This window comes from Acinetobacter sp. HY1485 (assembly GCF_027568475.1).
Classification (GTDB): domain Bacteria; phylum Pseudomonadota; class Gammaproteobacteria; order Pseudomonadales; family Moraxellaceae; genus Acinetobacter.
On sequence record NZ_JANKZG010000002.1, the window covers coordinates 1 to 16,435 of the forward strand.

The 16,435-nt window shown below is 38.6% G+C and carries 14 protein-coding genes and 4 tRNA genes; 5 read left to right on the forward strand and 13 right to left on the reverse strand.

What is annotated here, in order from left to right:
* Positions 1–520 precede the first annotated feature (520 nt).
* The 3 genes from PCI70_RS01845 to PCI70_RS01855 are packed head-to-tail and all read left to right on the forward strand — an operon-like array spanning position 521 to position 2,718.
* The gene (locus PCI70_RS01845; protein WP_269913658.1) at positions 521–1,021 is read left to right on the forward strand and encodes a YfiR family protein; all 501 of its coding nucleotides are present in this window, start codon (positions 521–523) and stop codon (positions 1,019–1,021) included.
* Between the two features lie 3 nt (positions 1,022–1,024).
* A complete protein-coding gene (locus PCI70_RS01850; protein WP_269913659.1) occupies positions 1,025–2,236 on the forward strand; it encodes a diguanylate cyclase domain-containing protein in 1,212 nt (403 codons plus the stop codon).
* An 8-nt stretch (positions 2,237–2,244) separates the two neighbouring features.
* The gene (locus PCI70_RS01855; protein ID WP_269913660.1) at positions 2,245–2,718 is read left to right on the forward strand and encodes an OmpA family protein; all 474 of its coding nucleotides are present in this window, start codon (positions 2,245–2,247) and stop codon (positions 2,716–2,718) included.
* A 72-nt stretch (positions 2,719–2,790) separates the two neighbouring features.
* On the opposite strand, the gene PCI70_RS01860 is transcribed toward PCI70_RS01855, so the two are convergent.
* The 7 genes from PCI70_RS01860 to secA form a co-directional block, all read right to left on the reverse strand.
* A tRNA-Pro gene (locus PCI70_RS01860) sits at positions 2,791–2,867 on the reverse strand.
* A 5-nt stretch (positions 2,868–2,872) separates the two neighbouring features.
* A tRNA-His gene (locus tag PCI70_RS01865) sits at positions 2,873–2,948 on the reverse strand.
* Positions 2,949–2,988: 40 nt separating this feature from the next.
* Positions 2,989–3,062: transfer RNA gene (locus tag PCI70_RS01870), tRNA-Arg, on the reverse strand.
* A gap of 33 nt (positions 3,063–3,095) precedes the next feature.
* Positions 3,096–3,172: transfer RNA gene (locus PCI70_RS01875), tRNA-Pro, on the reverse strand.
* A gap of 205 nt (positions 3,173–3,377) precedes the next feature.
* Positions 3,378–4,598 (reverse strand): bifunctional glutamate N-acetyltransferase/amino-acid acetyltransferase ArgJ, encoded by a 1,221-nt coding sequence (gene argJ / locus PCI70_RS01880; protein ID WP_269913661.1) that lies wholly within the window; start codon positions 4,596–4,598, stop codon positions 3,378–3,380.
* Positions 4,599–4,675: 77 nt separating this feature from the next.
* On the reverse strand, positions 4,676–5,020 hold the full coding sequence (locus tag PCI70_RS01885) for a hypothetical protein (protein ID WP_269913662.1): 345 nt from the start codon (positions 5,018–5,020) through the stop codon (positions 4,676–4,678).
* 78 nt (positions 5,021–5,098) lie between these two features.
* A complete protein-coding gene (gene secA, locus PCI70_RS01890) occupies positions 5,099–7,798 on the reverse strand; it encodes a preprotein translocase subunit SecA (RefSeq protein WP_269913663.1) in 2,700 nt (899 codons plus the stop codon).
* Positions 7,799–8,023: 225 nt separating this feature from the next.
* On the opposite strand from secA, the gene PCI70_RS01895 reads away from it, so the two are divergent.
* Complete coding sequence (locus tag PCI70_RS01895; RefSeq protein ID WP_269913664.1) at positions 8,024–8,671, forward strand: peroxiredoxin; 648 nt, start codon at positions 8,024–8,026, stop codon at positions 8,669–8,671.
* A gap of 12 nt (positions 8,672–8,683) precedes the next feature.
* On the opposite strand, the gene PCI70_RS01900 is transcribed toward PCI70_RS01895, so the two are convergent.
* The 6 genes from PCI70_RS01900 to PCI70_RS01925 form a co-directional block, all read right to left on the reverse strand.
* Positions 8,684–9,820 (reverse strand): SPOR domain-containing protein, encoded by a 1,137-nt coding sequence (locus PCI70_RS01900; protein ID WP_269913665.1) that lies wholly within the window; start codon positions 9,818–9,820, stop codon positions 8,684–8,686.
* Entirely contained in the window at positions 9,820–11,088 is a 1,269-nt protein-coding gene (gene folC / locus PCI70_RS01905) for a bifunctional tetrahydrofolate synthase/dihydrofolate synthase (RefSeq protein ID WP_269913666.1), read from the reverse strand. Before folC ends, PCI70_RS01900 begins: the two co-directional genes overlap by 1 nt.
* Positions 11,085–11,966, reverse strand: a complete 882-nt coding sequence (accD, locus tag PCI70_RS01910) for an acetyl-CoA carboxylase, carboxyltransferase subunit beta (protein WP_269913667.1) — start codon at positions 11,964–11,966, stop codon at positions 11,085–11,087. The genes folC and accD overlap by 4 nt, the downstream gene beginning before the upstream one ends.
* A gap of 2 nt (positions 11,967–11,968) precedes the next feature.
* Positions 11,969–12,766: a tryptophan synthase subunit alpha gene (gene trpA / locus PCI70_RS01915; RefSeq protein WP_269913668.1), complete on the reverse strand. Its 798-nt coding sequence runs from the start codon at positions 12,764–12,766 to the stop codon at positions 11,969–11,971.
* A 283-nt stretch (positions 12,767–13,049) separates the two neighbouring features.
* Positions 13,050–14,273: a tryptophan synthase subunit beta gene (gene trpB, locus PCI70_RS01920; protein WP_269913669.1), complete on the reverse strand. Its 1,224-nt coding sequence runs from the start codon at positions 14,271–14,273 to the stop codon at positions 13,050–13,052.
* Entirely contained in the window at positions 14,257–14,898 is a 642-nt protein-coding gene (locus PCI70_RS01925) for a phosphoribosylanthranilate isomerase (RefSeq protein WP_269913670.1), read from the reverse strand. Before PCI70_RS01925 ends, trpB begins: the two co-directional genes overlap by 17 nt.
* Positions 14,899–14,991: 93 nt before the next feature.
* On the opposite strand from PCI70_RS01925, the gene PCI70_RS01930 reads away from it, so the two are divergent.
* Complete coding sequence (locus tag PCI70_RS01930) at positions 14,992–16,389, forward strand: protein adenylyltransferase SelO (protein ID WP_269913671.1); 1,398 nt, start codon at positions 14,992–14,994, stop codon at positions 16,387–16,389.
* Positions 16,390–16,435 lie beyond the last annotated feature (46 nt).

Here is a 16,435-nt window from a genome sequence, read left to right on the forward strand (position 1 = left end):
ATTACTAGCAATATTCGCTCAAATAAATTTTCGAGTAAATTCTTACTAATTGTAACCAATGATTTTAATTTATCAGTGATCAATCAGTAAAAATCCACACAAGTTGTTCTTCAATTCTCTTAATGATTTCTTCTCACTTCGTCAGTGAAAAGCATCAACACAACACTCCAAAACACATCAGCTTTTCGTTGTATCGCGTCGGTATGGGGTGCATTATAGGACGTTTTTTTTCTTTGACAAGCTTATTTTTAAATTTTCTTTACAAGCGTCTTTTTTTTGTACTATAAATCACACAACAATAAATCAAGTTATTGTTTTTTATAAATAATTTATTTTTAAAAAAATATAGCATTAAATTTAAAATTTTCTAGCTCAAGTATTTAATAAGCAAATTGTAATATTTGAATGTTTTTTAAACATTATTATTATTTTCTTTTACTATGCTCTTTTTATCATCATTTTTATACTTTAATATGCATTTTTTATGTTTTAGGCATTTTTAATTTGTGTATTTTTTACTATGAAAAAAATATATTTCTGCCTTTTTGTTTTTTCTCTCTTTTTAATTCCGATTGTTCATGCAACTCCTTTACATAACTATTATACTTTAACTTTATCTATATTGAGCTATAGTAAATGGGCGAGCAATCAAACACCAACTTTATGTGTTGTAGAGGACAATCATACAGCTACTCTTTTTAGTCACTATATAAAGCACTATGGTTATAATTATAGAGTGAATAATGTCATCGTTAATGACGTACTAAAAAGTAATTGTCAAATTGTTTATTTTTCTTCTGCAATAGCTGTAAATCAACAGCGCACTTTAATTTTAAACTCATCATTAACAACAAATACGCTAATTTTCACTGAAAATGATAGTAATTGTGAATTAGGTAGCTCTTTTTGTTTGTACAAAAAAACTGAAAAAGTTACTTTTAGTATTAATCTTGACGCTCTCACACGTTCACGAATTCATATTGATCCACGTGTGTTGTTATTAGCCCGTAATTCGGAGTAAGTAATGTATAAGCAAAGCTCTACTTCGCTAAGGGGTTTATTTAGAAAATCACAACTCATTACATTGTTTGTAATGTTCTCAATTTGCTCTTTAACTTTTGTATCTATTTCTATCTTTACAATGAAAACGTATGTAACTCAAAATTTAAACTTATTGGGTAATACGTTAAGTGAAAGAATTCAACCAGCAATTGTATTTAAAGATGATACAACCCTTAAGCAAATTTTAAATGAATACACTCAAGAACATTCTATCCGAACCATTTATGTTTTTGATAATAACAATAATCTAATTGCAAATAGTACTGAAAATCCCAACCATTTTTCGAGTGCTCAGCGTTTATTTGATCACTGGTTTTTAAGCCAACCTGCTACTTTTAATATTTATCATCAGCAAAAAATTGGAAAGCTACAAATTTATGGGAGTTCTGAAAAAATTTTACAGTTTTTACTTACTATTTTGGTCGGCATTTTTATTTCACTAGTGGCCATGCTAATCACGCTTTGGCTTTCAACTAAAATGACGTATCGTTTTATTATGCAAGCCATTTATCCACTCACACAAATTGCGCAACTTGTTAGTGAGCAAAAAGCTTATAATCTTAGATTTCCAAACAATAAAATTAAAGAATTTCAAAAAATTAACAATGTTTTTAACGAATTACTTTCTGAAATCCAAATTTGGCATACTCATCTACAAAAAGAAAATACTCAACTTTCTTTTCAAGCCAAACATGATCCACTGACTAAACTGCCTAATCGCAGTTATTTCTATCAACAGCTGTTGGCTATATTTGAAGATATTGATGATCGGAACCATTCTGCTCTTTTATTTTTAGATAATAATAATTTTAAAATGATCAACGATGAATATGGGCATTTAGCAGGAGATGCAGTTTTAATTGAAATGGCAAAACGTATTCAAATGTGTTTAAGGCATGAGGATTTTATTGCTCGTTTAGGAGGGGATGAATTTGCAATTATTATTCGCTCAATTCAAGAAAAACAGCATTTGTTCAAAGTAATTGAAAAAATTATGGCAACAAGCCAAGCACCTTTACGTTTTAAAGATAATATGATTGATTTTAGTTTTAGTATGGGTATTGCATTTTCTGCCTATTCCTCATCTCCTGAAGATTTAATTACACAAGCTGATCAAGCAATGTATCGAGCAAAAAACTCCTCTAAGCATTGGGCGATTAGCCAAAAACCTTAGGATTCTTTATGAAGTTCAAATTATTATTTGCTGTTTGTATTTGTTTTATTTTAACAGGTTGTACTGGACTAGGTGGATTAAAACCTCGTCAAATTACCATGCTAAAGCAACAAGGCTTTACCTATCATGAAGATGAAGGCTGGTCTCTTAAGTTAAATGATCCATTATTATTTGGATTTGACAAGATTGAGTCTTCACCTGAAAGTATTCGACAGATCGAAGGATTATCAATCAAATTACATAAATATAATTTAGAGCAATTAAAAATTGTAGGTTATACCGATGATATTGGACAAGAAGCTTATAATTTAAAATTATCTCAACAACGCGCTGAGTATATTTCTTCAATTTTTTTACAAAATGGATTTAAACCAATTAATATACAAACATTAGGACGTGGTTCAGAAAATCCAATTGTTCCAAATGATTCTGATGAAAATAGAGCAAATAACCGACGCGTATCTATTATTATTGTACCTTAAAATTATCGCCTCCTTTGAAGGGGGCTTTTTTTAGATATAAAAAAACCGCATTTAAGCGGATCTCTTATTTAATGGTCGGAGCAGTAGGATTCGAACCTACGACCCCCTGGTCCCAAACCAGGTGCACTACCAGGCTGTGCTATGCTCCGAAAATTGGGGTGAATGATGGGGCTCGAACCCACGACAACCGGAATCACAATCCGGGGCTCTACCAACTGAGCTACATCCACCGTAGTGCTTAAGTTCTACAACACCAGACACTTTAAATTGCGCGCCTGACAGGATTCGAACCTGTGACCATCCGCTTAGAAGGCGGATGCTCTATCCAACTGAGCTACAGGCGCATAATCGATGACTCGATACACTTGCCGACTTTTTGGTCGGAGCAGTAGGATTCGAACCTACGACCCCCTGGTCCCAAACCAGGTGCACTACCAGGCTGTGCTATGCTCCGTTCCGCTTCTCAGCTTTTGTTGTATCGCACATCGTGCGGTACGGTGTGCATTTTAGGCGTGAGTTCATCTTACGTCAAGCACTATATTGAAAAAAAACAATCGAAAGCGCATTAATTGTTCGTTTTTCAGTTATTTTCTTATTTTCAACAACTTATTGTCGATTTTTAGTACAAAAAAAGATGGTTTAACCATCTTTTTTAAAATTTATGAGCGATAGTCTGCATTGATTTTAACGTAATCATACGATAAATCGCAGGTATACACCGTATCGCTTGCTTCACCGCGATTTAAATCTACTCGGATCGTAATTTCTTTTTGTTGCATTACTGCTGCACCTGCTTCTTCTGTATAGGTTGAAGCTGCACCACCATCTTTACATAGTTGGACATCACCTAACCAAACTTGAATTTTATTTACATCTAAATTTTGAATATCTGAATAACCAATTGCACACAAAATTCGACCCCAATTTGGATCTTCTGCAAATATTGCCGTTTTTACCAACGGTGATTGTGCAATACTATAAGCGACATTGCAGCATTCTTGCGTATTCGCTCCGCCTTCTACATGTACAGTGATGAACTTTGTTGCACCCTCACCATCGCGGATAATCAATTGCGCTAAACGTTTCATTATACGCGTTAAAACCGTTTTAAATGCATTGTAACGTACATCTGTTGTTTCTTTTAATGGCAGACCGCCTGCTTGTCCTGTTGCCATTAAAATACAAGAGTCATTTGTTGATGTATCACCATCTACTGTAATGCGATTAAATGATTGATCTGCTGTCTCTTTAAGTAATGTTTGAAGCAACGACTGCTCAATTGGCATATCGGTTGCTACAAAACCAAGCATCGTTGCCATATTTGGGCGGATCATGCCCGCGCCTTTACTAATTCCTGTAATAGTGTACTTAATATCATCAAGTACAAATGTTTCAGATGCACCTTTTGGGATAGTATCAGTCGTCATAATACCGTGTGCAGCGTCTACCCATGCGTTTTCTGAAAGTATATTCAATGCAGGGGTTAAACCTGCTGTCAAACGCTCAATAGGAAGTTGTTCGCCAATGACACCTGTAGAAAAAGGTAAAATTTGCGTTGAATCTACATTTGCAATAGTGGCAAGTTCTTCACATGTTGCATAGGTATTTTGTAATCCCTGTTGCCCTGTACCTGCGTTGGCATTGCCTGTATTAATGACTAAGTAACGAATAGATGAATGTTTTAAATTTAATTTACTGACCTGAACAGGTGCAGCACAAAATGCATTTTGGGTGAAAATACCTGCAACACTACTGCCTTCTGCAAGTTCAAAAACTACTAAATCTCGTCGGTTGGGATAGCGTACGTAAGCCTCTGCTGTACCAATTTTTATTCCTTTCACCACTTGCATTTGTGGCATTGTAATATCACCAACCGCCATTTTTTATTCCTAGAATTTAAATATTTAGCTTATGAGATTAGTTAAAAAAAAACCAGTCTTTTATGACTGGTTTTTGATTAGTTCGCTGGCATATCTAATAATGCTTTTTCTGCTTTTTGTTGGCTTTCAGCAGATAATGCAGGGTTGGTTGCCACAATACGTTTTACTGTAACCTCATTAGCAGGTGCAACTGCTTCTGTTTGAAATACCACTGAACGACCATTGGTATTGCCTAGTGTATAGCTAATGCCAGTACGAGGGCTAACGACGGTCGTTGAGCCTTTTTTAATGCTTGCTTCTGCTGTTTGATTACCCATTGCAGCTTTTACATTGTCAGGTGTTGTGGTAAATGGCTCTGTAGGGGCTGCAAATACAGATGATGCTACCGCTGAAAAAGCAATAATTTGTATTATTTTCTTCATTTTCAAATCTCAAAATCAAAAGTGTACTAAAGTTCGTCTATAAAAAAAGCAGAACTCTTGTTCTGCTTTTGTAAAAGCTTAAATTTTACCGTGACACTGCTTGTACTTTAACCCTGAGCCACACGGACATGGCGAGTTACGACTTGCAGGTGGTGTAACCTCTTGTACAGTTTCTTCTGTATTTTCAATTACTGTACCTGTTAGGGTATCAACATCATCATGTTCAAAAGACAGTTTCAATTCTTCAGCTTGCTGTTGTTGGCGTGCTTCTAATTCTGCTGCTTCTTCTGGCGTTGGGATGTGTACCATCGACAGGTCTGTAACAACATCAGATTTAATGACACCTAACATGTTCACAAATAAATTAAATGCTTCTTTTTTGTATTCTTGCTCAGGATTTTTCTGTGCATAACCGCGTAAATGAATACCTTGGCGCAAATAATCCATTGCTGCAAGATGTTCTTTCCAATGACGATCTAACGAATTAAGCATAAAGTGACGTTCTAACATTGCTGCTGAATCTGCCATTTGCTCACGACGGTCACGATAACGTGCCAATACCTCGTCTGTAATACGGCGTACCAAGCCTTCTTCATCTAGACGACGGTCTTGCTCTAACCACTGCTGAATAGGTAAATCAATTGCAAGATCTGTACGCAATGCACTTTCTAAACCTTCAACGTCCCACTGATCGTGAATTGATTCAGGTGGAATAAAGTTAGCAATAAAGCCATGCATTACATCGGTATGCATATTTTCGATGTAATCTTGCAGTGAATTTTCTGCCAACACATCATCACGTTGAGAGTAAATAATTTTACGCTGTTCGTTATTTACATCGTCATATTTTAATAAGTTTTTACGAATATCAAAGTTACGTGCTTCAACTTTACGCTGTGCATTTTCAATTGAACGGCTTACAATTTTATGCTCAATTGCTTCATCTTCTTTTAAACCTGCCGCACGCATCATATTTACCATACGATCACCTGCGAAGATACGCATTAGGTCATCATCAAGTGATAAGTAGAAGCGAGATACACCCGGATCGCCTTGACGACCTGCACGACCACGCAACTGGTTATCAATACGACGCGATTCGTGACGTTCTGAACCAATAATGTGTAAACCGCCTGCATTAAGCACGATATCGTGGTTTTTTTGCCACTCTTCTTTTAAGCGAGCTTCGTCTTCAGGGGTTGGGTTTTCAATTTTAGCTAGTTTAACTTTCCAGTTACCACCTAAAATAATATCTGTACCGCGACCTGCCATGTTTGTTGCAATGGTAACAGAGTCTGGACTACCTGCTTGTGCAATAATATCTGCTTCACGCTCATGCTGTTTTGCATTCAGCACTTCGTGTTTAATACCCGCTTGAGTAAGTTTATGCGCTAATACTTCGCTAGCTTCAATGGTTGCTGTACCCACTAAAATAGGCGCACGCGTTTCTTGGATACGTTTAATTTCTGCAACAATGGCATCAAATTTCCCATTACGGTTTAAGAAAATTAAATCGTTGTGGTCTTGGCGTACCATTGGACGGTGTGTTGGAATAAGAACAACATCTAAACCATAAATTTCTTTCATTTCGGCAGCTTCGGTATCCGCTGTACCTGTCATGCCTGAAAGTTTTTTATATAATCGGAAATAGTTTTGGAATGTTGTGGTCGCAAGCGTTTGGTTTTCAGGTTGAATTTCTAAGCCTTCTTTTGCTTCTACTGCCTGATGCAAACCTTCAGACCAACGACGCCCTGGCATGGTACGACCTGTATGCTCATCAACAATCACAATTTCGCCATCATGAACAATATAATGTACGTCACGATGGAATAAAAAGTGAGCACGAATAGCGGCAGAAACGTGATGCACTAAACTTAAGTTTGTAGCTGAATATAAACTTTCACCCTCTTGAAGTAAGCCCATTTCGATCAGTTCTTTTTCAACTGCCTCGTAACCCACTTCTGTCATTTCTACAGAGCGTTGTTTTTCATCAATCCAAAAATGTCCACCATCTGCCACTTTTTCTTCTTTTTGGGCATGTAGTTTTGGTGCAATATGATTAATTGCACTGTATAACTGTGATGAGTCTTCACTTTGCCCTGAAATAATCAGTGGCGTACGTGCTTCATCAATTAAAATTGAATCGACTTCATCAATAATGGCATATGACAAACTACGTTGCTTTTTCTCAGCAAGTGAGAACACCATATTGTCACGAAGATAATCAAAACCAAATTCGTTGTTTGTACCATAAGTAAGGTCGGCTTGATATGCCAATGCCTTTTCATCTGGCGCTTGCATTGAGTAAATGATACCTACCGTTAGACCTAAGAACTCATACAACGGACGGTTAATCTCAGCATCACGCTGTGCAAGATAGTCATTGACGGTAATAACATGCACACCTTCGCCACTGATTGCATTAAGGTAACATGCCAAAGTACCCATCAAGGTTTTACCTTCACCTGTACGCATCTCAGCAATTTTACCTTCATGCAAGGTAATACCACCAATCAGCTGAACATCGTAATGGCGCATTCCCATCACACGCTTGGCTGCCTCACGACAAACCGCAAATGCTTCTGGTAATAGATCGTCTAAACTCACCCCTGTTTGGTAACGATCTTTAAATTCTTGAGTTTTTGCAGATAAGTCTGCGTCACTAAGGGCTGATATCGTCGGTTCAAGCGCATTAATTTTATCGACAATTTTACGCATGCGTTTAAGTTCGCGCTCATTTTTTGTACCGAAGATGCCTCCGATCAGACTTGCCAACATGAATAAACTCTCTAATTTTTGCTAGTCAAAATACATTTCTAATAATAGGTTATTATGGTGTTAGATTTAGGAAGTACAAGTATTTTTATGATTTTTCTTTTTTGATGCTGTACCTTTCTTATACGTTTTTAGCACTTTTCATTATATAAACATAACAAAAGACTATTTTTTATTTCGCTTTAAAACACGCATATTAAAGACAGACAAAAATTAAAGGGTACAAAAATGACATTACGTTTAGGCGATACAGCACCTAATTTTCAGCAAAATTCTAGCGATGGTATGATTGATTTTTATGAATATTTAGGGAATGATTGGGGTGTTTTATTTTCTCATCCTGCTGACTATACTCCTGTATGTACAACTGAACTTGGTTTTACAGCTAAATTAAAAAAAGAATTTGAAAAACGACATGTTAAAGCCATTGCACTTTCTGTTGATGATGTAGAATCCCATCGTGGTTGGATTAATGACATTAATGAAACACAAGAGACAGAGGTTAATTTTCCAATTTTGGCAGATAAAGACCGCAAAGTTTCGGAAATTTATGGCTTCTTACACCCAAATGCAAGCGATACCACCACTGTACGTTCACTGGTGATTATTGATCCAAATAAAAAAGTACGCCTTATTATTACTTATCCTGCATCTACAGGGCGTAACTTCCATGAAGTATTACGTGTAATTGATTCTTTACAACTCACCGATGAGCATAAAGTGGCAACACCTGCAAATTGGCAACAAGGCGACGATGTGGTGATTGTGCCTTCAATTCAAGATGAAGAAGAATTAAAAACACGTTTTCCACAAGGATATAAGGCTGTGAAACCCTATTTACGTTTGACACCACAACCCAATAAAAAGCCTGCATAACGCAGGCTTTTTTTAACGCTGATCCAATGGTACCCAATCAATGACCCATGCAGACTTCATTCCTAAACTTGCATCAGCTTGAATTTTCTTACGTATATCTGTTGCACTATCTCGATCTTTCATCGGTCCAATCATAATACGAATACCTTTCGATGTTGGACTGGTTGTAACTTTGTAACCTTTAGCACGTAATTTTGCCACAGTATTATCAGCATTAGCTTGATTAGCTGCTAAAGATACCTGCACCATAATTTTGCTTGAGCCGCCCATAATCTCACGGGCTTTCTCTGTATCTGCTTTTTTCTTCGCTACTTCTGAAGTATCCGCTTCATGTTTTTTTACTTTAGGCTCGGTCTTAGCTTCCGTTTGTTTTTTTGCTTCTAGCTCTGCTTGATGTTTTGCTTTTGCTTCTAAATCTGCTTGCTTTTTCGCTTTAGCATCTAGTTCAGCTTGACGCTTAGCCTTTGCCTCTACGTCAGCTTGCTTTTTCGCTTTTGCTTCGGCCTGTTCAGCTTGGTGCTTGGCTTTTGCTTCTAAATCCGCTTGTTTTGCTTTTGCGTCTAAGTCTGCTTGTTTTTTAAGTTTTGCATATACATCAGACTGTTCTGCCTGAAACTTCTGTTTTTGTTGCTCCGCTTCCAAACTTGCTTTTTTCTTCGCTTGCAACGCCAAAGCATCAGCTTGTTTTTTCGCATCGTCTGCAACTTGTTTTCTTTTAGCTGCTATATCTTCTGCAGCTGTTGCAGCTTTGGTCACTTCAGGTGGAATATTATCTGAACTTTCTGTTTCACGTTTACGGCGCGCATTAATCTCAGCATATTCTTGTGCAGCTTTTTGCGCGGCTGCCGCTTCTGCTTGCTGTTGCTGTGCCAAATATTGCTGTGTTCTTGCTTCTTGCTCAGCCACGGCACGTTCACGCGCACGCTTTTGCTCTGCAAGTAGGCGTTTTTCTGTTTCTACGTCCACGGTTACAGGCTGTAACGACTGCATTTCTGCAACAGTTGCTTTTTCAGGTGCAACCTGTGCTGTTTGAGGTGCTGGCGCTTGTTTTAACTCTTGTGTTCCTTTATGTAGTAAGGCGGCAAGTAAAACACCTCCTCCTAATAGAACAACGCCACCCATCCAACGTTGTTTGTTATTCATTGACATTATTCAATGTACTCCCAAACCGCTTCTAATGTATGAAACGAACCGCATACTAAAATAATTTGTTCTTCATTTGCTTGTTGTAATGCATTTTCAAATGCCTGTGAAATTGTTTCAAATACCTCAACAGGTTCATTGTCTAGTGCATTTACGATTGCATTTAAAGGTGCTGCACGCGGTGCCGATAAAGCTGCAATATTCCACGAAGCAATAGCAGGCTTTAATTGCTGTACAACACTTTGAATGTCTTTATCTACCAGCATAGAAAATACAGCTTTGATTTGCGTATATTGTGTATTGCATTGTAAGAAATTTTTCAATTCACGCAACAAAAATTCAACACCGTGTGCATTATGTCCCGCATCAAAAATAACGGTTTTATTTTTAATTGTTCTAATTTCAAAACGCCCTGCAATTTTAGCATTTTGTATACCTTGTATGATGGCATCATTAGATACGTTTAAACCACTTTTTAAAATGCTTGCTAAAGCAGTCGATAAATTTTCAATCGCAAGATGCCCACGAGGTAAACGTAGTGTTGTCCCACCACTTGCAAATGCCCAATATTCTGTATCTAAATTTTCGTAAACATAGTCATGCCCTGCTACTGTCAACGGCGCTTGGCATTGTTGCGCTTTTTTCTCAATCGCTTGTGGTAATGCCTGTTGTCCTGCAAAAATAACAGGAATATGCGGGCGTATAATACCTGCTTTTTCAAATGCAATTTTTTCGATGGTATCGCCTAACCAATCTATATGATCCAAACCAATATTTGTAATAACTGCTAAGTCAGGATCAATGATGTTTACAACATCTAAACGCCCACCTAGTCCGACTTCTAATACCCAAACATCGCACTGTTGCTGTTGAAAAATAACAAATGCTGCTAGCGTGGTCGCTTCAAAAAAAGAAAGTGTCAATCCGCAATCACGGCGTGCTTGATCAACTTGAACAAAAGCATCAATTAATTTTTGATCTGTCGCTTCTATACCCGAAATTTTAACCCGTTCGTTAAAACGGTAGATATGAGGAGATTGATACAAGCCAACTTGATAGCCTGCTTGCTTTAGAATACTAGCAATTGTTGTTGTTGTAGAGCCTTTACCATTGGTACCCGCCACAGTAATCACTTTGGCTTTAGGCTGTGTAATATTTAATTTTTGTGCAACAGGGAGAACTCGTTCTAATCCAAGATCAATCCCTGTAACATGAACGTGACCCCAATAGTTGAGCCACGTCATTAAAGAGTCAGTGCTTAATGGTGCGTTCACTTTACATTCATTAGTTTGCTTACGATTCTGTATACAGTATCACGTAATGAATGACGGTGAACAATTTGATCAACCACACCATGCTCTAATAAATATTCAGCACGTTGGAACGGTTCATCTAGTTTTTCACGTACCGTTTGCTCAATCACACGTTTACCTGCAAAACCAATCATCGCTTTAGGTTCTGCCAAATGCACATCACCTAGCATTGCTAATGATGCTGTTACACCACCATATACAGGATGTGTAAGTACCACAATGTATGGTAAACGTGCTTGTTTAAGGCGCTCAACTGCTGCTGATGTACGTGCCATTTGCATTAAAGACAACATACCTTCTTGCATACGCGCGCCACCTGAAGCAGCAAAGCATACTACTGCTTGCTTATTTGCAATGGCATGTTCAACAGCTTTTACAAAACGGTCGCCCACTACTGTACCCATTGAGCCTGCCATAAAATCAAACTCAAATGCACACGCTGTCATTGGAATGCCCTTTAGAACACCCTCAAATACCACTAAGGCTTCAGTTTCACCTGTTTTCTTTTGTGCTTCAGAAATACGTTCTGTATACGGTCTATTGTCTACAAATTTAAGTGGATCTTTTGTAACAAACTCTTGTCCAAGTTCTTGAGTAACTTGATCAAAAAACCAATTTAAACGCGGACGTGCTTTCATGCGTAAGTGTTCATCACACTGTGGGCATACATAGCCATTAAATGAGATTGCCGTTACTGTCGTCAGTGAATGACATTCTGGACATTCAATCGTTGGTTCAGAAAAGCTGGCTTTTAGCGTTTCTTTTTCATCAGGTACATGGATACCTGGTACAGGACGATCTGTCCACGGCGTTGCGGCATTTAATACTTTTGCTGTCATACTCACTCGTCGAGCGCTGCTCGAAGCTCCTTGATTTTGTTAATCGTTTGATCTGCGGCTTGCTCGATAGGTTGTGTTGCAAAAGGTTTAACTAACGCACTACCTACAATCACAGCATCGGCAACAGCACCCATGGCTTTTGCAGATGCTGCATCATTAATTCCAAAACCCACACCCACAGGTGTATTGGTTTTAGTTTTAATTTTGGCAATGCGCTCGGCTGCTTCTTCTACATTTAATGTAGCAGCACCTGTTACGCCTTTTAGCGACACATAGTAGATAAACCCACTTGCTTGTTGCGCTACATGTTGAATACGATCATCGGTTGATGTGGGTGCAAGTAAGAAGATTTGGTTCATGTCATGTTTTTTCAACACATCATTAAACGCTGTTGCTTCTTCGGGTGGTAAATCCACAAGTAACACACCATCTACACCGCTTTCGTGTGCAATTTGAACAAACTTATCGTAACCAATCACTTCAATCGGATTGAGATAACCCATCAGCACCACAGGTGTTGTGCTATCTTTTTCACGGAATTGTTTCACCATGCTCAGCGCATCAAGTGTATTTGTTCCGCCTGCTAATGCACGCTCAGCAGCCAATGCAATCACAGGTCCATCTGCCATTGGGTCAGAAAAAGGAAGTCCTAATTCAATGACATCTACCCCTGCTTCAACCATACGGTGTAATAAAGGGACAGTAACAGAAGGCACAGGATCACCCGCCATTACATAAGACACAAGTGCTTTACGCTGTTGAGATTTAAGCTGTTCAAAACGTGTGGCTAAACGCGACATAAGCTCTATTTCCTTGAATAATGGCTTATTACCGATTCATCAAACTGGTCTAATCGCATTCAACATTCACTGCAATTTTCCGCGAGGTACATTAATCAATATTTAAGGTTTTTTCTCAATGATCAAAGATACCTTTTTTCGTTGTTTTCTAAAGACGCAATTTAACGGTAATAAGCAAAATAATATTTAAAATTAATAGCCCAAACAATGATTTAAAAACATTTTGGGTTTATATAGGGTAATAGCAAAAGGCACCGCATCATTGCAGTGCCTCAAGAAATGGCTACATATCTACCATTTCTATACCATCTAAGCGAGCTACCGTCATCAGGTCTTTATCGCCACGCCCTGATACCGTTGCAATTAAGATTTGGTCTTTTGGCATGGTTTGTGCAAGTTTAGACACATACGCCATTGCATGGGCACTTTCAAGCGCAGGAATAATCCCTTCAATACGCGTTAAATCACGGAAACCCTGTAACGCTTCTTCATCATTAATTGGCACGTAATTCACACGTTGCATATCTTTTAAGAAGCTATGTTCAGGCCCTACGCCTGGATAATCTAAACCTGCCGAAATACTGTGAGTTTCGATGATCTGCCCTTGAGGGTCACTCATCAAGTAAGTACGATTACCATGTAACACGCCCACATGCCCTGCATTCAACGGTGCAGAATGTTTACCTGTTTCAATGCCTAACCCTGCAGCTTCTACGCCGTACATTGCCACATCATCATTTAAGAATGGGTAAAATAAGCCCATTGCATTTGAGCCACCACCCACACATGCCACAAGTGCATCGGGTAAACGCCCTGCTTGTTCTAAAATTTGGCGACGTGCCTCACGCCCAATAATGGATTGAAAATCACGTACAAGTTGTGGATAAGGATGTGGACCTGCTACCGTACCAATCACATAATAAGTATTATCTACATTAGATACCCAATCGCGCATGGCTTCGTTCATGGCATCTTTGAGTGTGCGTGAACCACTAGTCACAGGCACAACTTTTGCACCTAATAAACGCATACGGTATACATTCATCGCTTGACGTTTTACATCGTCCTCGCCCATATATACCACACACTCTAGTCCTAAGCGTGCTGCAATGGTTGCAGTGGCAACACCGTGTTGTCCTGCACCTGTTTCGGCAATAATACGCTGTTTACCCGAAAGTTTAGCCAATAGAGCTTGTCCAATCGTATTATTTACTTTATGAGAACCTGTATGGTTTAAATCCTCACGTTTTAAGTAAATTTGCGCACCGCCGAGGTGCTTCGACCATCGTTCAGCATAATAAAGTGGACTAGGGCGACCAACATAGTGCGCCAAATCGCGGTCGAATTCTGCAAGAAACTGCTCATCTGTTTTCATGCGTGTATACAAGTTTTCTAAATCTTGTAATGCCGCCATAAGCGTTTCTGACACAAATCGTCCGCCATGAATACCAAAATGCCCACGAGCATCTGGATATTGTGTGTAGTCAATTTTATTTTGCTGATCCACAATGGACTCCTTGCATAAACATCTTTATTTGCTGATGGTCTTTAATACCTTTTGCAACTTCTACACCACCACTTACATCCACTGCAAATGGCTGTGTTTGTTTTATTGCTTGTTGAATATTTTGCGGGTTTAATCCACCTGCTAAAATGAGTGGAATACTGAGTTTGGGAAACGTTGACCAATCAAATGAATGTCCCGTTCCACCTTTTAGTTCAGGATGCCAAGCATCTAATAAGATAGCACTTGCACCTGCATCTTGGTAGCGTTCAATTTCTGCAATAATGTCTAAATTAGGCTTCATTTGAATAGCTTTATACCAACGGCGCTGTACGTGCTTGGCAATTTGCGCACATTCTTGGGCTGATTCATCACCATGAAACTGTAAAATATCCACAGGGGCTTTGGCAAGTGTACTTAAAATATCTTCAAGTGACGCATTAACAAAGAGCCCGACCGTTTGCACATAAGCAGGTACGGCATGCAACAATATTTTTGCTTGCTCAGGCGTTACAGCACGTGGGCTAGGTGGATAAAATACAAAGCCAATGGCATCTGCGCCTAAACTCACCACACTGTTTACATCTTCTAAACGTGTAATCCCACAAATTTTGGTTCGAACTCGCATCTTTAATCTTTTAATCTTGCGTTACACACACTTTACCTGAAACAACATAATATTTGATATATTTTAAGTTGTGCCAATTTTTAATGTGCTGTTATGCAATTTAATGCTCAATATACGCAACTTGCGTCTAAACTGTATCACCATCAAAAACCTCATCCCCTATTAAACCCACAAGCAGGGCATTTTAACCATGCACTTGCCGATGAATTAAAATTTAATGGTGATTGGGTTGCACTTTGTAGCGGGCAACAAACCTTTGATGAATTTGAACCGCTTGCAATGGTGTATGCAGGGCATCAGTTTGGGCAATGGGCAGGACAATTAGGCGATGGTCGAGGTTTATTGATTGCTCAAGTGCTTAACACACACGGAAAAACCATTGATTTACACCTTAAGGGTGCAGGTAAAACGCCATATTCTAGAATGGGTGATGGACGTGCCGTATTACGTTCAGTAATTCGTGAATATTTAGCAGGTCATGCTTTAAATTCATTGGGTGTTGCCTCAAGCAATGCGCTTGGTTTCACAAGTTCACGCCAAGGCGTACAACGTGAAAAACTTGAACCAGGTGCGATGATGCTTCGTACATCGGATTGCCATATCCGTTTAGGACATTTTGAATGGATTAATCAATATGCACCTGAGCTATTGGCAGACTTTACGCAAAAATGTATTGAATGGCATTACCCACACCTTTTAGATAGTGCTAGTCCTACTATTGATTTTGCACGTGGCGTCATTGAACGCACCGCTCAAATGGTGGCAAATTGGCAGTTAGTGGGTTTTGCACACGGTGTAATGAATACCGACAATTTGAATATTACAGGTTCGACCCTCGATTTTGGACCATTCGGATTTATGGAGCGTTTTCGTCCTGATTGGCAAAACAACCATTCAGACCATAGCAAACGCTATACCTACCAAAAACAGCCAAGTATTGCTAAATGGAATTTATGGGTATGGGTAAATAACCTGCGTCCTTTGGTAGATGATGAACAAACACTCCTTGCGACCATCGAACACTTTGAACCCACTTTTTTAAAGTATTACCAAAATGGACTCGCACAAAAGATGGGCTTACCAAGTTTCCATAAGGATAGTTTTGATTGTGGCTTAGAATTTTTACAGCTTTTACAAAAAGAACAGTTAGATTACACGCAAAGTTTTTGGCGTTTACAACAGCAAGAATACACAGCAATCCAACATGACTGCATTGACCAAACATCATTTGAAAAATTCATCACACGTTATCATGCAATACGTGAACATCAAGATGTCAGTGCATTACAAGCTAATATGAAAAACCCACGTTATATTTTGCGTAATCATATGGCACAAAAAGCCATTGAGCATGCAGAATGTGAGGACTTTTCTGAAGTTGACCGTTTATTTAAATTATTAGCAAATCCGTTTACCGTACAGCCTGAGTTAGAACAACCGAGCGACTTACTGACCAATGAGCCTGCTTTAGCAATTAGTTGCTCGTCTTAATTATAAGGTGTCACTATTTTTAAAACAGTGACACCTTATGCTTTAA